The organism is Treponema putidum (assembly GCF_024401155.1).
GTDB classification, from domain to species: Bacteria; Spirochaetota; Spirochaetia; order Treponematales; family Treponemataceae; genus Treponema_B; species Treponema_B putidum.
Map to the genome: position 1 here is coordinate 331920 of NZ_CP038804.1, position 19540 is coordinate 351459.

At 36.7% G+C, this 19540-nt stretch carries 17 protein-coding genes; 10 read left to right on the forward strand and 7 right to left on the reverse strand.

The window, feature by feature from the left end; translation table 11 throughout:
* Window positions 1–55 precede the first annotated feature (55 nt).
* Together E4N74_RS01565 and ffh are read left to right on the forward strand one after the other, a co-directional pair.
* The gene (locus tag E4N74_RS01565; RefSeq protein ID WP_255818595.1) at window positions 56–1129 is read left to right on the forward strand and encodes an NAD(P)H-dependent glycerol-3-phosphate dehydrogenase; all 1074 of its coding nucleotides are present in this window, start codon (window positions 56–58) and stop codon (window positions 1127–1129) included.
* A complete protein-coding gene (ffh, locus tag E4N74_RS01570; RefSeq protein WP_255818597.1) occupies window positions 1129–2460 on the forward strand; it encodes a signal recognition particle protein in 1332 nt (443 codons plus the stop codon). Before E4N74_RS01565 ends, ffh begins: the two co-directional genes overlap by 1 nt.
* A gap of 81 nt (window positions 2461–2541) precedes the next feature.
* On the opposite strand, the gene E4N74_RS01575 is transcribed toward ffh, so the two are convergent.
* Window positions 2542–2901, reverse strand: a complete 360-nt coding sequence (locus E4N74_RS01575) for a TraR/DksA family transcriptional regulator (protein WP_044978762.1) — start codon at window positions 2899–2901, stop codon at window positions 2542–2544.
* A gap of 107 nt (window positions 2902–3008) precedes the next feature.
* On the opposite strand from E4N74_RS01575, the gene infA reads away from it, so the two are divergent.
* Window positions 3009–3227 carry a translation initiation factor IF-1 gene (gene infA / locus E4N74_RS01580; RefSeq protein WP_044978763.1) on the forward strand — a complete coding sequence of 73 codons (219 nt, stop codon included), beginning with the start codon at window positions 3009–3011 and terminating at the stop codon, window positions 3225–3227.
* A 52-nt stretch (window positions 3228–3279) separates the two neighbouring features.
* Here the strand turns inward: infA and E4N74_RS01585 are convergent, their stop codons facing one another.
* Genes E4N74_RS01585 through E4N74_RS01595 form a run of 3 tightly spaced genes read right to left on the reverse strand, consistent with a single transcriptional unit; the run spans window position 3280 to window position 5254 of the window.
* Window positions 3280–3792, reverse strand: a complete 513-nt coding sequence (locus tag E4N74_RS01585) for a DnaJ domain-containing protein (RefSeq protein ID WP_044978764.1) — start codon at window positions 3790–3792, stop codon at window positions 3280–3282.
* Complete coding sequence (pyrH, locus tag E4N74_RS01590; RefSeq protein WP_044978765.1) at window positions 3792–4487, reverse strand: UMP kinase; 696 nt, start codon at window positions 4485–4487, stop codon at window positions 3792–3794. The genes E4N74_RS01585 and pyrH overlap by 1 nt, the downstream gene beginning before the upstream one ends.
* Window positions 4488–4519: 32 nt before the next feature.
* Window positions 4520–5254 (reverse strand): RNA methyltransferase, encoded by a 735-nt coding sequence (locus tag E4N74_RS01595; RefSeq protein ID WP_044978766.1) that lies wholly within the window; start codon window positions 5252–5254, stop codon window positions 4520–4522.
* 281 nt (window positions 5255–5535) lie between these two features.
* On the opposite strand from E4N74_RS01595, the gene E4N74_RS01600 reads away from it, so the two are divergent.
* On the forward strand, window positions 5536–6087 hold the full coding sequence (locus E4N74_RS01600; RefSeq protein ID WP_044978767.1) for an STAS domain-containing protein: 552 nt from the start codon (window positions 5536–5538) through the stop codon (window positions 6085–6087).
* A gap of 154 nt (window positions 6088–6241) precedes the next feature.
* On the opposite strand, the gene E4N74_RS01605 is transcribed toward E4N74_RS01600, so the two are convergent.
* Window positions 6242–7159, reverse strand: coding sequence for a GerMN domain-containing protein (locus E4N74_RS01605; protein WP_255818601.1), 918 nt, complete (start codon window positions 7157–7159; stop codon window positions 6242–6244).
* A 95-nt stretch (window positions 7160–7254) separates the two neighbouring features.
* Between E4N74_RS01605 and rpsA the strand changes: the two genes are divergently transcribed.
* The 6 genes from rpsA to E4N74_RS01635 all read left to right on the forward strand — a co-directional run bounded on the left by rpsA (window position 7255) and on the right by E4N74_RS01635 (window position 17243).
* Entirely contained in the window at window positions 7255–9690 is a 2436-nt protein-coding gene (gene rpsA / locus E4N74_RS01610; RefSeq protein WP_255818602.1) for a 30S ribosomal protein S1, read from the forward strand.
* A gap of 11 nt (window positions 9691–9701) precedes the next feature.
* Complete coding sequence (locus E4N74_RS01615) at window positions 9702–11219, forward strand: sigma-54-dependent Fis family transcriptional regulator (protein WP_044978770.1); 1518 nt, start codon at window positions 9702–9704, stop codon at window positions 11217–11219.
* A 1-nt stretch (window position 11220) separates the two neighbouring features.
* Window positions 11221–11949: a tetratricopeptide repeat protein gene (locus tag E4N74_RS01620; RefSeq protein WP_044978771.1), complete on the forward strand. Its 729-nt coding sequence runs from the start codon at window positions 11221–11223 to the stop codon at window positions 11947–11949.
* A 61-nt stretch (window positions 11950–12010) separates the two neighbouring features.
* Window positions 12011–12679 carry a hypothetical protein gene (locus E4N74_RS01625; protein ID WP_255818603.1) on the forward strand — a complete coding sequence of 223 codons (669 nt, stop codon included), beginning with the start codon at window positions 12011–12013 and terminating at the stop codon, window positions 12677–12679.
* 62 nt (window positions 12680–12741) lie between these two features.
* Complete coding sequence (locus tag E4N74_RS01630) at window positions 12742–14217, forward strand: extracellular solute-binding protein (RefSeq protein WP_044978773.1); 1476 nt, start codon at window positions 12742–12744, stop codon at window positions 14215–14217.
* An 11-nt stretch (window positions 14218–14228) separates the two neighbouring features.
* Complete coding sequence (locus E4N74_RS01635; RefSeq protein ID WP_255818604.1) at window positions 14229–17243, forward strand: EAL domain-containing protein; 3015 nt, start codon at window positions 14229–14231, stop codon at window positions 17241–17243.
* Window position 17244: 1 nt separating this feature from the next.
* Here E4N74_RS01635 and rlmN read toward each other — a convergent pair whose 3' ends face one another.
* Window positions 17245–18282: a dual-specificity RNA methyltransferase RlmN gene (gene rlmN, locus E4N74_RS01640; protein ID WP_044978775.1), complete on the reverse strand. Its 1038-nt coding sequence runs from the start codon at window positions 18280–18282 to the stop codon at window positions 17245–17247.
* The gene (locus E4N74_RS01645; RefSeq protein ID WP_084224525.1) at window positions 18272–19483 is read right to left on the reverse strand and encodes a tetratricopeptide repeat protein; all 1212 of its coding nucleotides are present in this window, start codon (window positions 19481–19483) and stop codon (window positions 18272–18274) included. The genes rlmN and E4N74_RS01645 overlap by 11 nt, the downstream gene beginning before the upstream one ends.
* Between the last annotated feature and the right edge of the window lie 57 nt (window positions 19484–19540).

Sequence of the window (19540 nt, forward strand, 5' to 3'; positions counted from 1 at the left end):
TTTCTTTATTGAAACTTTTGCTAAAAAATGATAGAGTGTGAATCAGGAGAAATTTGTGAACGATAAGATTGCCGTTATCGGAGCCGGTTCTTGGGGAACGGCCGTGGCCTGTTCGCTCGGAAAAAACGGACACACAGTTGTGCTTTGGAGCCATACTGCTGACGTTGCCGATTCGATAAATACCGGCCATATAAATGTAAAATATTTGCCTAGCCATAAGTTGCCTAAAACAGTTTCTGCGTCTACTGATATGAAAGAGGTATGTAAAGACGCTGCCTTTATTTTTTTAGCGAGCCCTTCACTTTATTTAACTTCTACTGTTGAAGAACTTCTGAAATTCGCTCCTTTTAGCCATGACGATGGAGCAATGCCTTATCCGACGATAGCGGTATTGACAAAGGGCTTTATTCCCGATGAAAACGGTGAACCCAAGTTTATAATAGATGTTTTGGAGAAAATGCTTCCGGATTTTTATAAAAACCATCTGGTTTACGTAGCGGGGCCAAGCCATGGCGAAGAGGTAGCCGAAGGCAAGCTGACCGGCCTGATTGCCGCTTCTCAAAATCCGATGTGCTCTATCCGGTGCCGCGAAATATTAAGATCGAGGAATTTGCTTGTTTATTCCAGTTTAGATATAATCGGAGTGCAGGTATGTGCGGCTGCAAAAAATGTTGTAGCCGTTGCCTTCGGTGTTTTAGACGCTTTAACCGTAACTTCCGATATTTTCGGCGACAATACGGAATCCCTCCTTTTGGCTGCCGGCCTAAACGAGATTCAGATTATAGGCCGTGCTATGGGGGCAACTCATCCTGAAACCTTTACATCGATTGCCGGTGTGGGTGACTTGGACGTAACTTGCCGAAGTAAGTACGGCAGAAACCGGCGTTTCGGTAACGAAATCATAACAAAGAAGATTCTCCTTTCATTTGAGGATGTGGATGATCTTATTAAAAATATCGACAAAATAGGCTATTTGCCCGAAGGGGTAGTTGCCTGCAAATACTTGAATATTCTTGCAGAAAAAAGAAATTTAAAACTGCCTATTTGTTCGGGTCTTTATAAAATCTTAAACAAAGAATTAAAACCTCTTGACTTAATAGAAAACTTATTAAAGGGAGATACAAAGTAATGCTCGAAAATATCACCGAAAAATTCAGCGGAATAATACGTTCATTGAGCGGTAAGTCTAAAATTACCGAAAAAAATATTGAAGACACAATCGAAGAAATTAAGACGGCTCTTTTAGATGCCGACGTAAACTTGCGTGTTGTACGCCGTTTTATAAATGCTACAGCTGAAGAAGCCAAGGGAGAAAGGGTTTTAAAATCCGTAGATCCAGGGCAGCAGTTTACAAAGATTGTTTACGATAAGATGACTTCTTTTTTAGGGGATGAAAAAAAAGCCCTTGATCTAAGGGGGCCTGATACCCAATCGGTCATCCTTTTTTTGGGGCTTCAAGGCTCCGGAAAGACTACCAGTGCCGCAAAATTGGCCTTAAAGCTTAAAAAAGAAGGACGAAAACCTCTTTTGGCTGCCTGCGACCTTGTACGTCCTGCCGCCGTAGAGCAGCTTTCCGTTTTGGGAGAAAACATCAGCGTCCCTGTTTACAAGGAAGAAACTAAGGATGCAGTAAAAGTAGCTAAAAATGCTCTGGCTTTTGCTAAGAAAAACTTTTACGATACGGTCATAGTCGATACGGCAGGACGTCTTCAAATAGATGAAGACATGATGAAGGAAATCGTCAATATTAAATCTGCCGTAAAGACTATGGAAACCATCCTTGTTGCAGATTCAATGACAGGTCAAAGCGCAGTCGATGTTGCAAAAGAATTTGATGAGCAGGTAGGGCTATCGGGCTTAATACTCACAAAATTCGATTCCGATACCAGAGGCGGTGCCGCCCTTTCCTTAAAAACCATAACGGGAAAACCTATTTTTTATATAGGAACAGGCGAAAAGCTGGAAGACCTTGAGCCCTTTTATCCCGACCGTATTGCAAGCCGTATTTTGGGCATGGGAGACATTGTTTCTCTTGTTGAAAAGGCTCAGGCTGTTTATGATGAAGAAGAGGCGGAAAAGCTTCAAAAAAAGATGCAGAGCGAAAGTTTCAGCCTTGCCGATATGCTCATGCAGTTGGAGCAGGCCGAAAAAATGGGGCCATTGGAATCTATGCTTGATATGATTCCGGGCCTTTCAGGTCAAATAGACAAAGATAAACTTGACCTTTCTCTTTTAAAACGCCAAAAAGCCATAATTCAGTCGATGACTTTAAAAGAAAGGGATAATTTCCGCATTATCGGACCGCCCCGCCGTAAACGCATCGCAAAGGGCTCAGGAACCTCTGTAGGCGATGTAAACAAGCTTTTAAAGCAATTTGAAAAGACCCGTCAAATGATGAGAAAGGTGTCAAAAAACAAGGGTCTTCAAGCAAAAATGATGTCCGGCGGACTTTTCGGCTAGATTTGCTCTCTTTAAAATCAAAAAAGCCTTGAAACTATCAAGGCTTTTTTGATGCTGCATCATACTTTGTTTTGATTTATTTTATGGACTCGTCTTTTTTTCCGATTTGCTTTGACAGGCAATACATTTTAAAGCATAGGGCAGGGCTTTTAGCCTGTCCTCAGGTATCTGCTCCTTACAGGTAATACACTTGCCGTATTTTCTTTCCCTTATTCTTTCCAATGCCGAATCAATCTTCTGGAGCTTTTTTATATTACTTTCTCCGATAAAATCCAGCATATCCCTATCGGTACTATACGAAGCCAAATCTGCAAAGTCCTTGGGGATGCTGTTTGCCAAAGTTTCTGCATATTCTTCGTCATTCCGCTTTAAAGAGGTCATTATCTCCTCTCTTTCTTTTAGCAAGTATTCTTTCATTTCCTCAATAAACTTTTTTTTCATATACGTCTCCTAGTTGACAATTTTTTTAATAGACTTTAGAATTATACGGCTGAATTGAAAAAAAAGCAAATGTTTTTTTGAAATTTATTCATTTTTTTGGAGGTCTTGTGTCTAAAGAAGAAGCAATTGAAGTTGAAGGTATTGTTAAGGAATCTCTCCCCAATACTATGTTTAGGGTTGAGTTAAAAAACGGGCATGTTATTTTAGCTCATTTATCGGGAAAAATGCGCAAACATTATATTAAAATTGTGCCGGGAGATACGGTTAAAGTTGCCCTATCCCCCTATGATTTGACCAGAGGCAGAATTATCTTTAGAGAAAGATAAGAGCTTACCCAAGGTAAGCCTTATCTTTGATAAGCCTTATCAAAGGTAAGCTCTACCTGAATATCGCCGCATAGCCTTTCCGTATTCGGATGACACCTTCCGAGACAAGGTAAAAGGCTAAAAGCAAACCGAAAATTCCTAAAAAAATAACACTCTTAAAAAGCAAAATACCTACTATCGTTAGCAATATCCCGTGTATAATGATTTTAAAGGCTTCTTTGCGGGGGATATTTTCTTTTTTCTTGGTATTATTTTCTTTTGTTTTTCTCCAGTTTTGCCACCATTCAGCGGTAAATATGTCTTCTCCAAAAGGATTTTCATTTTGCCTATAAGTATAGGTGCCGGAAGTAAATGTGCTTTCCATACTTAAGTCATAGTCTTTTCGTTTTTGCGGATTTGATAATATAGAATAAGCCTCGCTTATCCTTTTAAACCTTTCTTCAGCTATTTTGTTCCCCGGGTTTTTGTCGGGATGATACTTCATAGCAAGGTTTCTATAGGCCTTTTTAATTTCTTCTTCATCAGCAGACTTAGAAACATTCAGTATGTTGTAATAATTTTCCATTAGCCGATCACCGTCCCCTTAAATTCTACACCATTGAGAATATTTTCCAAATTTTCAATGTCTTTTCCTGCTGCACAAATTACCCTTATACCTGCTTTTTGGGCTCTTTGACTTGCTATAGGATCAAAAGGAGTATTTTTCCCGGGAACCCATTCCGTTCCCACTAGTTTTATAAAATCTTCCCATGAAATTTTATCTATCGGCTTTGCTTCAGGATTTTTTTTGGGATCATCGGTATAAACCTTGGCAATATTTGAAAGGTTTACCACCAAATTTCCTGAAAACCTTTCGGCAAGAAGTACGGCATCATTATCTGTAGAAAAACCGGGTTTCCAGCCGGCAGCAACTAATATTTGTCCTCCGAACATATCAACGGTAGTTGGGTCATAAACTACAGGATTAGGGCAAAGGTCGGAGAATACGGCTCTTACGAGCTGGGCATTTAGCCTTGTTGCCATTATACCTATCCAGTCGGCTTCATCATTGCTTATGTTCTTTTTACATAAATCGCAGACTGTTCTATAAGCGTTTTGATAGTCTCTGGCAGGAGCTCCTCCTCCAATTACCATAATCAGTTTTCGTGATGAGTCTTGAGAAAGCCACCCTCTTACAGCTTTTGAAAATTTATCTAAAAAAACAAAATCCGGTTTATCCGGGGCTACTATAGAGCCTCCTACCGACAAAACAGTCACCATAATATCCCTCCTCAAGGATAATTATCCGTATATTAACAACTATACATAAAAAAAAGTTTCTTAAAAATTTCAGTTAAATGCATTACATCGAATTCGGATGCTCCTGCAGATGATAAAAGCTCAATAAAAAAGGTCTCATTTGTTTTTTTCCCTCCTTTTTTGAATAGCCCCAGACCTGAAAGGTATTTGCATATCTGTTCCGAGTTTTCTTGAATTATCTTCATTGAAGCTTTTGTTAAATAAATGTTTTTTTCTATGAGCGGATTATCTTTTTCTGCTATATAAATAGAATAGCAAAGAATCAGAACTGCATGGGAAAGGTTGTAAGAGCCGAATTTTTCTTCAGCGGGAATATTAACGGAAAAAGAGCACATATTAAGCTCTTCATCCGTAAGACCGGTGCGTTCATTTCCAAAAACAAGGCCCAATCTGCCTCCATAAAATTTTTTTAAGTCAAGACAGAGAGTCTCAGGGCTGATACCTAAATCTTTACGTTTATGTCCTGTACGCCTGCTGGTTCCTATTAAAACCGAACAGTCTGCCGCCGCTTCTTTTAAACCGGCATCGGTAGGAGGATAAAAATGCGCATTTTCCCAAATGTGGGAGGCATGAAGTGCAAGTTTTAAGACTTCGGTTTCATCATAGTCCTCTTTTTTTCCTGTGATTCTTAAATCATCAAAAGCCGTGTTTGCCATAACCCTGCATACGGCTCCTATGTTTGCGCTTGTTTCAGGACGGCAAAGAATAATCGTTTTTTCAAAGTTCATTTTTGTATATTGCCGTCATTGGACTATTATGTCAAGCGAAATTAAAAATAATCTTTAAAAAATTTGATAAAATATGCTATAGGGCAAATATATACCATCCGATACTGTAACTGTAAAGAAATGTCTTTGTTCTATTATGGTGTTCTTTGAATTTTTAAAAGTAAAAGTTACAGAAAAATAGATATTTTTTTGTTTTATATTTGACTTTTTTTAAAATAAAGAGTATAATACAGGATGGAGATACTGGATTATTTCTTTATTTTGAAAGAATCGGGAGAATTATGAGTAATAACAGTGTTATAGCCGGTTTTGATGATGAAAAAGATGATAGCTTGAAAATTCGGCTTCAAAGAGTAGATGGACTTGATAAGTGCGTAGTTGTTTTTTTAAACGGCTACATTGATACATATAACTCTGCGTTTTTTCAGAAACGTATTGCTAAAGTTATAGACGGCGGTTTTATACAGATTGTATTTAACTGTGCTGCTTTGAATTATGTTTCATCTACGGGTATAGGTTCATTTACAGCATTCTTGAAGACTGTAAAACCAAGGGGTGGAGATATAGTTTTATTGGATATCCAGCCTAAGGTTTACGAAATATTTCAGCTTTTGGGCTTTTCTCAATTTTTTAATATTAAGGATGCCTTGTCCGATGCAGTGGCTTTTTTCCAAAGTTCAAACACCACGGCAACAGCTCAAGTCTTTCCTAAAATATTTGCCTGCCCTATATGTTCAAAAAAGCTTAAGGCTACTAAGTCAGGGCGTTTTAGATGCTCTGAATGTAAAACCATATTGGCTATCGATAATAATGCTCAAGTATTTTTGGGCTAAGCCCCGGACTAATTTTAACCTTATTAAAATAATTGCAGCTTATTCTAAATCGATTTCTTTCGCATAGGCTTAAGCAGCTTATAAGCGCTATGAGCTGCAATAAATCCCTAAATAAAGACGTTCAAACTTACGTTCAAACTTAGGTTTGGCTAGTTTAAAATGAATTAACCGAAAGAGGTGATCCTATCCAGATACCCTCAGCCCCAAGATATTCTTTTTTCTTACCTTGAATCAAAAATTGAACGGAACTTACGGTAGGAAATTCGCATGCAGTAAGTACTATTTGTGCAAGCTGGGCTTGGTAGGCTTCGATACCGTACCGATTAAACTGAAAATCTTCACTTATGTTTATTTCGGCAATTCCGTTTTTTACCTCAATCGATATTAGTTTTGTATCCGGAGGAATAAAGGTTCGGTAGCCTTGTTTTATTTCGTCTGTTGTAGGGCCTTGTAAAAGACTTTTTACGGCATCGGTTAGAGGTGAGTCTGTTTTTTCAAGTTCGCGTATAACGGCCTTGCGTACCAGCTTCCCATCCGATTCTATTTTAATCAAATAAATTTTAGAGCTTCGTTTTTCTGATGTTTTTTCATTTTTTTGTTCAAGTTTAGACTCTTCTTTTTTAGATTCATCTTTATTTTTAGTTTCAGGCTTTTTTTTGCCGGTTTGAGATTCCGTTTTTTGATTTTCTTGGTTTGATGTTTTTGCAGCTGTCTTTTTTTCTTCCTTCGACTTATTTCTTTCCGTTGTTTTTTCCGTTTCGATAGTCTTTTTTACCGTTTTTTGACTTTGCTCAACCGGTTTTTCTGCCTCTTCTTCGGTTGTTTCTTCTTCAGGAGGCTTTCCTTCATCTTTTTCTGCTGCTCTTATTTTTTCTATTTCGTTTTGGATACCCTCAATATCTGCTTCTTTTTGTATTTCATCCTTAGATTCTTTTTTTTGGAATATGCTCATAGCATTCGTTTTTTCAAAAACACGGGCGATATTATTTTTGTTGATAAAAAAAAGGAGAGCGACCAATAAAATAAATGCAAGCCAAAAAAAACAGCCTAAAGATGTATTTTTCTTTCCCATAATGTCTGACATAATAATATATTTTATAAAAAAATACTATACTTTTTATAAAAAAGTATATACATAATGTTAAAAAAATTGTATAATCATAGGATATGATAATAGCGATCGATGGTCCTGCAGGCTCAGGTAAAAGTACCCTTGCAAAGATGCTTGCCGAACACTTGAACATCACATTTATGAATACGGGCAGTTTTTATAGAGCCTTGGCTCTGGCTGTTTTGCGCTCTTTCGGAGGGAGAGATGACGGAAGCGGAGGACAAGCTCCTGACCTTTCCGATGAAAAAAAGTGGACTTCCTTTGCCGAAAAAACCGAGCTTTTTTATATAAACGGTTCCATGTTCTTGGGTAAAGAAAATGTCGAGCCCTATCTTAGAAGTGATGCTGTAGAATCCATTGTTGCACCTCTTTCAGCTATAGTTCCTATAAGACGGATATTAAATAAAAAAATTCGAGAAGAAGCGGCTAAAACCGGAGCTGTTTGCGAAGGTAGAGATATGACTACCGTAGTTTTCCCGAATGCAGATATTAAGTTTTACCTTGATGCTTCGGCAGAAGCTAGAGCTAAAAGACGCTTTGAGCAGGGAACAAGCAGCCTTTCGTTGGAAGAGATAAAAAAGGCTATCCTTGAAAGAGATGAAGTCGATAAAAACAAAAAAGAAGGGAGCTTAAAAGTAGCTCCGGATGCAGTATATTTGGATACGTCGGATTTGACTATAAATGAAGTTTATGAAAAAATGCTGGCGAAAGTGTCGGCAATAATGTCGGCAGAATTGTCGGAAAATATAAATAATAAAGGGTTATCTATGGAAAAGATGGAAGTGGTTAAGGATGTTGAAAAAGGCTCTAACGAAAACATCCAAGCACAATTACAAGAGGAGTACTTAAATAATTTTGAGGCTCCGGAGGCGGGGACAATTAAGGAAGGTCATGTTGTTGCTGTAAACAACGGAACCGTTTTTGTCGATGTAGGCGGTAAATCCGAAGGTCATATTTCTTTGGATGAATTTGATGAAGAACCTAAGATTAACGATAAGGTAAATGTTCTTATCGAAAAAACCGAAAGTTCTAACGGCCATTTGTCCGTATCTAAAATTAAGGCTGATAGACTTATTCTTCAAAGAGAGTTTAAACAAGCTTATGCCGATAAAACTCCGATTGATGGTACGATTGCAAAGCAGCTTAGATCAGGCTATGAAGTAAAACTCGGCGGAGGATTGACTGCATTTTTACCTCTAAGCCAAGCGGATGTGTCAAGGGTTGAAAAACCTGAAACCTTGGTGGGATTAAAGTCAAAATTTTATATTGAAAAATTGAGCTTTAACTCACGTTCAGGTGAAAATATTGTTGTAAACCGCCGTAAATATATCTTAGAATGTATTGAAAAAGAAAGAAACGCTTTTTTTGAAAACACAAAGATAGGAGACACTGTAAAAGGAGAGGTTAAGAGTTTTACCAGTTTCGGTGCCTTTATTGATTTAGGCGGCTTTGACGGTCTTTTACATATCAATGACATGAGCTGGGGACATGTAACACGCCCGAAAGATTTTGTAAAAAAAGGCGAGGAAATTGAACTTAAAGTAATCCGTCTTGATCCGGAAAATAAGAGAATAAACCTTTCATTAAAACATTTTACTCAGGATCCTTGGCTTCAGTTTGAGGATAAATTCCACGTTGATGATATTGTTACAGGTACGGTTACAAAGACGACAGACTTTGGTGCCTTTATTGAGTTGGATGAAGGTATTGAAGGTTTGGCTCATATAAGCGAATTCAGCTGGGTTAAGAAGATTAATAAACCTGAGGATATCCTAAAGCCGGGAGATAAGGTAACATGTATGATTCTAGGCTATGATATTCAGGCAGGAAGGGTTTCTTTAGGGCTTAAGCAGGTTACAGACAATCCTTGGGATACAATCGAAGAACGTTACCCTGTAGGAACCCGTTTAACCAGAAAAGTTGTAAAAATTACCAATGCAGGCGCCTTTATTTCCCTTGAAGAAGGTATTGACGGATTTTTACATGCAGACGATATTTCATGGATTAAACGTGTAAAACATCCGGGCAGCGAGCTTGAAGTAGGCAAAGAAATTGAAGTTATTGTTATTGAGTGCGATGCCGAATCAAGAAGAATCCGTTTGGGTATCAAACAGCTTACTGATGATCCTTGGGAAAAGTTCGGAGCCGTTTATAAGGTCGGTTCTACTGTTGAAGGAGAAGTTTCCTCAATTACCGACTTCGGTATATTTGTAAAAATCCCCGGAGACATCGAGGGCTTGATTCACAAACAAAATTTGGTTGAGTCTAGGGATGAAACGCCGGAAGAAGCTCTTGCAAAATATGCTGTAGGAGATAAGATCAAGGCTGTGGTAATCGAAATAAATCCGAGAAACAAAAAAACCGCTTTCTCGATTAGGGATTTTAAACGAAAACAGCAGCAGGAAGAAATTTCTCAGTATATGTCAACCGAACAAGAAGATGAAGATTCATCTTATACTCTTGGAGACCTTTTAAAGAATAAACCGGAGTAAATTCGTTCGTTATGAGTACGATCGAGAGCATTAAAAGAGATAAGCTTAATACTCTTATAAATACGAGCTTGCTGATAAATTCTAATTACTCTGATTTGAGTGTTCTATTGGAAAAGATAGTAGAATCGGCAATGGAAGTTGTGGAAGGAGATGCAGCGTCTCTTCTGATGCTTGAACCTGACGGTGAAAGACTTAGGTTTGAAATTGCTATCGGCCCTAAGGGAATTGAAGCAAAAAAGATTGTACTTGCTTTGGATGGTATTGCAGGCTGGGTTATAAAATATAATCGAAGTGCCATCATAAACGATGTATTAAGCGATCCGCGTTTTGATCCTACAGTGCAAAAAGTTACAGGTTATCGAAATCGTAATATGCTTGCGGTCCCTATGTGCATTAAAGAAAAATGCATAGGTGTTATTGAGGTTTTAAATAAGAGGGACGGAAAAAACTTTGATGCAGACGATTTAAATGTTTTGGAACTTTTTGCCACTCAAACGGCCATAGCTTATCAAAATGCGAAGCACTATGAAAAATCCCGCGAAGAAATTATTTGTTTACAAGATCAGCTGGAGCAGGATAGAGGATATCACACTTTTATTACAAAAAGTAAGGTAATGAATGAAAAGCTCGATTTGTGCCGTAATATAGCGGCCTCAGATGCTTCAGTGCTTATCTTGGGCGAAAGCGGAGTGGGAAAGGAGCTTATTGCAGAGCAGCTCCATCTTAATTCCCACAGGGCAGATAATCCCTTTATAAGGGTAAACTGTGCAGCCTTGCCGGAAGGTTTGCTTGAAAGTGAGCTTTTCGGCCATGTAAGAGGAGCCTTTACGGATGCAATTTCGGATCGAAAAGGCAGATTCGAACTTGCAGACCATGGGACTATTTTTTTGGATGAAATAGGGGATATTCCCCTTGCTCTTCAAACAAAACTCTTGAGGGTTTTACAGGAAATGGCATTTGAAAGGGTAGGTTCAAATAAAACTCTTACGGTTGATACCCGTATAATTGCTGCTACAAATAAAAACATAGAAGAACTTGTTAAGCAGGGAAAATTCAGGTCGGATCTTTATTATCGTTTGAATGTTTTGCCTGTCTATATACCTCCTCTTAGAAATAGGAAAGAGGATATACCCGAACTGGCTTATTTCTTTTTAAAGAAATTCAGCAAAGAGGTAAAAAAAACGTTTTTAGGTTTTTCGCCCGATGCGGAAAAACTTATAAATGCTTATTCTTGGCCGGGAAATATTCGGGAACTCGAAAATGCCGTTGAGAGGGCCTGTGTTTTAGGCAAACCGCCGTACATAGACAAAAAAGATTTGCTTTTAAAACTTGAATCCGGTTCCGTTGAAACTGAGACGGATTATTCGAATATGGATTTAAAATCGGCTGTAAATGATTTTAAAAAATCTTTTATCGTCAATATTTTAAATGAGCAAAAATGGAATCAAACTGCTGCAGCCGAAAAACTCGGAATACAGCGTACATATTTATCGAGATTGATAAAAGAGCTTGAAATTAAGGAGATATAAAATGAATTTGGAAGAAAATAAAGATTTGGCACAAAAAATCAGTGATTTTTTAGCTGCAAACAGAAAAATAGTAATTGGTGTTTTTGTCTGTATTTTACTTGTTGTTGCAGGTACTGTTAGCTGGTTTGTAATAGGTGAAAATTTAAGAAAAACTTCAGTAACAAGTGTAGAAAAAGTTATTTATGAACTTGAAGAGTTTAAACGCCAAGATCAGGCAAAAAATTCTTCTGCCGGAAATACTGACGCAGAAGACCAAGAAATAGTCTCTGAGGCCGTTAAGGAGGCAGAGGATAAGGCTATTGAAGAACTTAAACTTCTTGGGGCAAAATATTCTTCTTCCTATGCCGGTTTTAGAGCAAATACTGTTATAGCCGAAATTTATTTTCAGAGAAAAATGTATGAAGATGCTTTTAAATTTTATGAACTTGCTGCCGCAGCCGTAAAGAATTCTTATGTTGAAGGCGTTGCATCTTTTAATGCTGCATCTTGTGCCGATGAGTTAGGCGATAAAGAAAAAGCTCTCGCTTATTATGAAAGAGCCTCAAAGGTTGAAGATTTTCCCCTAGTGCCCAGAGCTATTTTTAACACAGGACGCTTGTATGAGGCTTTATCCAAAAAAGATGAGGCTATCCTCTCATATAATAAACTTCTGGAAAAATATCCTCAAAACGAATGGGCACTTCTTGCAAAGTCCCGTGTAATTGTTCTTACAGGAGACGGCACAAAGTAGGTTAATATGAAGATTAAGGATAAATTGTAAAAAAACGATTTATCCTGACGTGAGACTTTATATGTTTAAGAAAAACATATTATTTACGGTAATTGCTTTTATTTTTTTGTCCTGCGGTATAGATGATGTTGTTTATTTGGAGCCTCCTAAGTTAATTCATAGTCCTACGAGCCATAGCGATGAAAATGAAAAATACTTTGAATTTAGAACTTCCGATACGGCTAATTTGACCGGATCAGCCGGTTATTTTAAAGGTTTTGAAGTTTATTACCGTATTTATGAGTCAAAAAATGACTGTGAAAATGCAATAAAGAGTATGGAGCAATATGCAGAAACAAATCCTTCAAACTCTGTAAATTATCTGATTTCCGCATATAATTATAAACTTTTAAGCCATTCAAATCATTATTATCAAAATAGACCCATTGTTAATGCTGCGTCTTCTGATCGAAGTGTTAAATTCCGTATTGAAAAGCTGAATTCCTCTAATGATTTTAGTATAGACGGATCGGTCAAGGGTAGGGTTTTACGTCAGTTCGGTGAAGAATTTACCGATGAAAAACAAGGGGATTATGATGTTCAATCTTCAAGTAATCTTTCTTCTAATCCTCCTTCCGATTCTTTTTATGTTGCAGCCTTTGCAGCGACTTACGGGTTTGATAGTACTTTTAAAACCGTTTACAGTAAGCTTATTTCTTTGGGCTATGTTGAGATTAAAAAAAATAGTTAAATTTCTCCATAATACTTGAAATTCTATGTATGATATGATAAAATACATCTCACGAGGCTTTTATGAAAATCCTGAGATTTGTTGTTTTTGTATTTATGTGTTTGGTTATGTCCTCATGTACACGTATCACAAAGAAAAATTCAGCTAAATACGATATAGATAATATTTTGAATAAAGATGACCCGGTAACAATAAATATGTGGCATTATTATACGGCATCGCAAAAAGATAAATTCGACAAGCTTGTGGAAAATTTCAATGCTTCTGAAGGTGCAAAATATGGTGTCTATGTGCGAAGCATAAGAAAGGCAGGAAACGCAAGTGAAATATCGGCTTTTCTCGCTGATGCCTTGGACAAAAAAATTGAGGCAGATGAAATTCCCGATATTTTTTCGGCATATCCCGATACGGCTTATGAATTCAATGAAAAAGATCTTTTATTGGATTTGTCCGATTTTTTTACAGAAAAAGAAAAGGAAGAATATGTAAGAAGTTTTTTGTATTCATCCGGCTTTGGAGTAAAAAACGAAATAAAGCTATTTCCTGTTGCAAAGGCTACTGAGGTTTTGGTAGTTAATAAGACTGAATGGAAACCCTTTGCAGATGTTATGGGCGTTTCTTACAATGATTTGGCTACATGGGAAGGCTTGGTAAAGGTTGCAGAGCAGTATTATAAGTGGACTGATTCTTTAACGGATGAACCTAATGACGGTAAACCATTTTTTGGGCGGGATGCCCTAAGTAACTATATTTTAATCGGTACCTATGAACTCGGTAAAAGTATCTTCAATGTTTTAGAAAACGGAGATGTGAATTTTGTTTTAGATAAAAAGGTTATGAAAACCTGTTGGGATAATTATTATGTTCCGTTTGTAAAAGGTTTTTTTACTGCAAAAGGAAGATTTAGAAGTGATGATTTAAAAACCGGAGATATAATCGCATGTATAACATCAACTTCTTCCGCAATATATTTACCGTCTAAAGTTATAGACGATTCCGCTAATTTTACTCCCGTTGATTTGCAGGTTTTGCCTGTTCCTCATTTTAAAGATACAACAAATAAAGCTATTGTTCAGCAGGGAGCCGGTATGGCTGTACTTAAAAGCAGCCTAAAGCGTGAAACGGCCTCCGTTCTATTTTTAAAATGGCTCACGGATATGCAAAAATATTCCGAATTTGCCGTTTCTACCGGATATTTACCTGTAAAGAAAAAAGAGCTTGAATCTAAGGCTGTTACGGAAGCCTTTTGCAGTGACGGCGTATGTATTTTACCTGTTGTTCAAGATTCTCTTAAGGTAAGCCTTGAAGCAATAAAGTCCATGGATATTTATTTTCAGCCTGCTTTTAAGAACTCGGATAAGGCAAGAAATCTTCTTGCTGATTTATTGCAAGAAAAAGCAGAAAAAGATAGGGCTGAGGTTCTTGAAAGCATTAAAGCCGGAAAAAACTATGATGAAGCTTTAAAGAAATTTCTTAGCGATAATGGTTTTGAAGAGTGGTTAAAAGAACTTGAAGAAAAATTGTTTGGTTTAAAGTAATCGGAGTAATAATGCAAAAAAGTAACCGGCATCGAAAACATTCTGCCTCAATTTTGTCACGCCTTTTGGTTCCTATGCTTTTTGTCTTTGTTATTCAGGCAGCGGTAATGGTAATAATGTTTTTAAATTCGGATATTCTTAAAAAATCCAGCGACGATGCCTACAGAGTTTTAAGTGAAAAAGTTTTAAACCGTAAAATTATTATCGAAAATGAAATGGCTAATAGATGGACTAGAATTGAAGACTTGCATGAAAATGTTTTAAATGTAATTCAAGCCGAATTATCTCAAAATAATATTGAAATTTATCAGCTTGCAGATAGGCCTGATTTGCAAAACCGCATTCTCGATGCACTCCTTCCTCAGCTGACCTATATTATAAGGCGAAACTATGTTACAGGAGCCTTTGTGGTTATTGATGCTCCGGCTTCTTCGATAAGAGCAAATGAATTTTTTTATCCCGGCTTATATGTTAGAAATGATGACCCCTCTTCTTATTCTTCAAGTAATGAGGATATTCTTGTATCGAGAGGACCTGCAGAAGTTGTACAAAAGCATAATATTGCTTTAGGAGTGGATTGGTCTCCTTTTTTTACTATTTCTCCTAATAGCAGCGCCTCAGCCTACAGGTATTTTAACTCGCCTATTGGTGCAGCACTAAAACATCCTAATGAACCGGCTAAGGATTTAGGGTTTTGGAATACTTTATTTAAACTGGACTCTTTAAGTAATGAGGTTATTACATATTCAATTCCGATAATGGACGGGAGAGGAAATATTTACGGAGTTATCGGTATAGATCTGTCTGCAAAATATATTCAGTCCTTTTTAAATTTTGGTGAACTGGATATTTCCAAACGAGGAATGTATTGTATAGCCGTTGACGTCAGCAACGATAATAGTCAAATATTTTCGCCTATAGTGTTTAATAGTGTTGCAGATAATTTGAGTGTAAATCATATTCCGGATTTTACGGTTAGCAAGGGTGAGTATAAAAATATTTATACTATTGATGAAGGATCAATATTTATAGAGAAATACTGTTTAGCTGTCGAACCTTTTCATCTGTACCGAAACAATGGAATGTATAAAAATCAAGAGTGGGTATTGATAGGATTTTCTCCACAAAAGAATGTGCTTTCATTTTCAATAACTATAAAAAGTATTTTCTGGAAGTCTGTGCTTGTTTCAGGATTTTTGTTTGTGGTAGGTTTATATTTATCAAGCAAACAAATTTCTACTATGTTTAACAAGGTTGTAATAAAACTGCAAAATAGTGATCCGCGCAAAAAAGTGAACATCGAAAAGATGAATATAAGAGAGATTGATACCCTCATTGTTGCAATAGAAAATTTGAGTGCCAGCGTTTTTAATGCAGCTTCTCGCGTATCTACAATTATAGAAAAACTTCAGGTTCCTATAGGTGTTTTTGAAGAGAATATGTTGATGGGGACGGTATTTTGTAATTCTATTTGGTTTAAGTTATTTAACATTCAAGCCTATTCAGGCGATTCCGTTTTAAAGGCGGATGAATTTTATAGTCAGCTTAAACATTATGAATATTATATAAATGAAAAGGATGATATTAAGACTATCTATGCTATTCCTACAGATGAACATGGAAAAGTTCGTTGGATAAGGTTTACGCAGATGAAGGAAAATAATAAGGTGCTTGGTATAGCTGTTGATATTACCAAAGAAATTGAAGATAGAAAAAAACTTGAGCTTCAAATAAATTATGACAATTTGACAGGTCTTTACAATAGGTATGCTTTTGATAAAAAGATTACCGAAATATTTAAAAACCACTATTTAGGCATATGTGCTCTTGTTATGTGGGACCTTGATAATTTAAAATATCTTAATGACTCTTTTGGCCATGCATACGGTGATATGCATTTGATATCTTTCGGAAAAAAACTTGCCATGCTTCAACAAGAATACTGCATTGTGTGCAGACATTCCGGTGATGAGTTTTATACATTCTTTTATAATTTTTCTTCATCTGATGAAATAAGGCTTATTTTGGCTTCCTTTTGGAAAGAAATACAGGATACAAGCATAATGCTTCCCAACGGTGAGTATTCAAAGTTACGCGTTTCGGCCGGTTTGGCTTGGTATCCCTACGATGCAGACAATCAGACCGATTTAATTAGATATGCAGATTTTGCAGTGTATGATGTAAAACATTCTTTTAAGGGTTCCTTGCATGAGTTTAATTTGGATTTTTACAAAAAAAATTATATAATGATTTCCGGTACAGAAGCTCTTAATCAAATGCTCGAAAAGAATTTAATTAAATATGCTATGCAGCCAATAGTTATTTCCGGTACAGGCGATGTTTACGGATATGAAATGCTCATGCGATCTTCAATTCCCGAATTTAAAAACCCTGAGGATGTTTTGCGGTTGGCAAAGGCTCAATCAAAACTTCATAAACTTGAAGAGCTTACTTTTTTCGGTGCTATGGAGACCTTTGTAGAGAAAATCGAAAAAGGTGAAATATCCGGAAATACAAAAGTATTTTTAAATACTATAAGCTCTCAAGTTCTTTCCGATGCAAAATTTTTGGAATTTGAAGAAAGATTTAGGCCATATCTTTCGAATATTGTTTTGGAAATTACTGAGTCGAAACCGCTTAATACAAACTTTTATGAGATAAAAAACGAAAAAATACGTAGTTGGAATGCTATGGTGGCCATAGACGATTTTGGAAGCGGGTATAGTAACGAATCATCTCTTTTATTTTTATCACCGAACCTAGTCAAAATCGATATGTCCATAGTAAGGGATGTTCACAAAAGTCTTGATAAACAAAATGTGTTGGAAAATCTCGTTGCTTATGCAAAAAAGAGGAATATAATAATATTGGCTGAAGGGGTTGAAACTATAGATGAGATAGATGTTCTGCTGCGCTTTGGTGTAGATTTATTTCAAGGTTACTTTTTTGCAAAGCCTTCTTTTGACATTCTTCCCATACCTGAAGAAAGAATACAGGAATTAAATAGAATTTTTTCGCTCTATTAGGCTAATTGTGTTTTGTTGCGGTAGAGCCTAATTGACCGCATGCTCCTCCTATTTTTTGACCCCGTTTTTGTCTGGTACTTATGTTAAAGCCCGCTTTTTTTAGATAGCCTTCAAAATTCCGTACTTCGGCTTCTGACGGGCTTTTAAAATTCAATCCTTCTATGGGATTCCATGGAATTAAATTTATATAACAGTCAAGGCCTTCAGCAAATTGGATGACCTTTTCAGCCGCTTTTTTATCAGTATTAATCCCATGCATAAGGGCAAGTTCTAAGGTTACCCTTTTGTTTGATTTTGAATTAAAATATTTTATTGTTTTTTTTAAATCTGCAAGGGGGTTTGTTTTATTAACCGGCATGAGCTCTGTCCTTAATGTCTCATCGGCCGTTGTTAAGGATACTGCAAGACGTACTTCCGGTCCATTGTCTGCCATTTCATAGATTCCCTTGCATAGGCCCGAAGTTGAAACGGTTATGCGCCTTTTAGAAAGATTTCTGCCTTTAGGATGTGAAAGAATGTTTATCGTCTTGTTTATTTCGGGTAAATTTAACATGGGTTCCCCCATTCCCATAAAAACTATATTGTCTAAGGTTCCGGCTTCTTGTTCCAAGTATAAAAATTGTTCTATTATTTCTGAGGCTGATAAGTTTCTTAAAAATCCGATTTGTCCGGTTTTACAAAAAGCACACTTCATCGGGCAGCCTGCTTGGCAGGAGACACAGGCCGTTTTTCTTTTTGCTTTATCTGTAAGTAAAACAGTTTCAACAACCGCTCCGTCGTATAGTTCGATAGCTAATTTGATTGTACCGTCCGGGTCCTTTAAAGTCTCTTTTATTTTTGTGGAAAATAAAGAAAATTTTTCATTAAGCTGACGGCGCATATCCAATGACAGATTGGTCATGTCATCGAAAGTCTTTGCGCCTGAAGCTATCCAATAAAAAATTTGTTGGGCTCGGAATTTTTCTTTTAATCCGCAAAAGTCTTGAATCTCCTCAGGCAGCATTCCCGAAAGAGCTGTTTTGTCCTCTTTAATGGTCATTTTTTGTCAGTTCGAACAAAAGATCCGAAATTGTTTGATTTTTTATGCCTAGTTTTTGGAAGTCGATTAAAGTATCTATAGCCTTTTGCTTTTCTTTTTTTTCGATATAGCATTGGGCAAGTTCAAGGTATACCCTGTAGTTTGTATCTTCAGTATTTTTAAGATGGGTTAGGGTAGTAATGGCCTGATCGTATTTTTGCTGTAATTTGCATAATATTGCAAGGCCGAGCATTGCATAAGAATCGAAGTCGATATCAAGGGCTTTTTGATAACATTCTTTTGCTTTTTCAAAATCATTCATACTGCGGTAGGCATCACCTACTCGTGTTAAAATGACCTTGTTGTTAGGATCAAGTTCAAGTATTTTTTTCCAGTATACTATGGAGTTATATTGCTGATTTAGACCTCGGTAACAGTCTGCAAGACCGAAAAGGCCGTAAAAATTATCAGGTGAGCGTTCAAGTGCTCTTTCAAAATAATATACACCACGGTCAAAGAGTTTCATTTTTCGGTAACAGTTGCCGATAGAAGTTAAGATGCGGATGTCTACAAATTCCCCGCTGGATTCCATTACTTTTTCCCAATAGACAAGGGCTTCCCTATATTTTTTAAAATCATAGTTTAAGTGCCCTAAGCCTATTAGAGCATAGGCATTTTTAGGAGATTTTTCTAAAACTTTAAGATAAAGTTGTTCTGCTTTTTCAAATTCCTTAGTTTTGCGATAAGCGTCGGCTACACGGGTCAATACGGTGATATTTTTATCATCAAACTTAAGGTATTCTTCCCAGATAGCTATGGCCTTTGGAAACTGATTCATTGACTTGTAGCAGTCGGCAAGGCCGAAAAGGGCGTAGTTGTTGCTTGGATGGTGTTCCAGGCATTGTTTGTAAAATTTTATTGCATCGTTGAATTTATTGTTTTTGCGCTCTGCATCCCCTAATCCGACCAACGCATAATTATTTGCGGGATCAAGTTCCAATATTTTTTTAAAAACATTTATAGCTTCCTTGATACTATTACCTTTTAAAAGAGAATAGGCTTGCTTTGAAAGTTCGGATATTTCTACTTGGGTTGAATTTTCGGCAGCTGATATATCTTTGTTAAATTCCGGGCTATTTATAAAAAAAAGCTCATCAATGGGGGCATCCTCGCTCCCGGGTGTTTTTTTGAAAACTATTGTAGTTTCATCAATGTTATCCATACTTTTTAATTCCTCTTTATGTTTTATATTAATCTTAACTATAACTATCTTAATCTA

What these genes read in the sequence shown, in the direction of transcription:
- ffh (WP_255818597.1), top strand. Translation starts at nt 1,129, where the DNA reads ATGCTCGAAAATATCACCGAAAAATTCAGCGGAATAATACGTTCATTG.
- E4N74_RS01575 (WP_044978762.1), bottom strand. Translation starts at nt 2,901, where the DNA reads ATGAAAAAAAAGTTTATTGAGGAAATGAAAGAATACTTGCTAAAAGAA.
- E4N74_RS01585 (WP_044978764.1), bottom strand. Translation starts at nt 3,792, where the DNA reads ATGGAAAATTATTACAACATACTGAATGTTTCTAAGTCTGCTGATGAA.
- pyrH (WP_044978765.1), bottom strand. Translation starts at nt 4,487, where the DNA reads ATGGTGACTGTTTTGTCGGTAGGAGGCTCTATAGTAGCCCCGGATAAA.
- E4N74_RS01595 (WP_044978766.1), bottom strand. Translation starts at nt 5,254, where the DNA reads ATGAACTTTGAAAAAACGATTATTCTTTGCCGTCCTGAAACAAGCGCA.
- E4N74_RS01600 (WP_044978767.1), top strand. Translation starts at nt 5,536, where the DNA reads ATGAGTAATAACAGTGTTATAGCCGGTTTTGATGATGAAAAAGATGAT.
- E4N74_RS01605 (WP_255818601.1), bottom strand. Translation starts at nt 7,159, where the DNA reads ATGGGAAAGAAAAATACATCTTTAGGCTGTTTTTTTTGGCTTGCATTT.
- rpsA (WP_255818602.1), top strand. Translation starts at nt 7,255, where the DNA reads ATGATAATAGCGATCGATGGTCCTGCAGGCTCAGGTAAAAGTACCCTT.
- E4N74_RS01615 (WP_044978770.1), top strand. Translation starts at nt 9,702, where the DNA reads ATGAGTACGATCGAGAGCATTAAAAGAGATAAGCTTAATACTCTTATA.
- E4N74_RS01620 (WP_044978771.1), top strand. Translation starts at nt 11,221, where the DNA reads ATGAATTTGGAAGAAAATAAAGATTTGGCACAAAAAATCAGTGATTTT.
- E4N74_RS01625 (WP_255818603.1), top strand. Translation starts at nt 12,011, where the DNA reads ATGTTTAAGAAAAACATATTATTTACGGTAATTGCTTTTATTTTTTTG.
- E4N74_RS01630 (WP_044978773.1), top strand. Translation starts at nt 12,742, where the DNA reads ATGAAAATCCTGAGATTTGTTGTTTTTGTATTTATGTGTTTGGTTATG.
- E4N74_RS01635 (WP_255818604.1), top strand. Translation starts at nt 14,229, where the DNA reads ATGCAAAAAAGTAACCGGCATCGAAAACATTCTGCCTCAATTTTGTCA.
- rlmN (WP_044978775.1), bottom strand. Translation starts at nt 18,282, where the DNA reads ATGACCATTAAAGAGGACAAAACAGCTCTTTCGGGAATGCTGCCTGAG.
- E4N74_RS01645 (WP_084224525.1), bottom strand. Translation starts at nt 19,483, where the DNA reads ATGGATAACATTGATGAAACTACAATAGTTTTCAAAAAAACACCCGGG.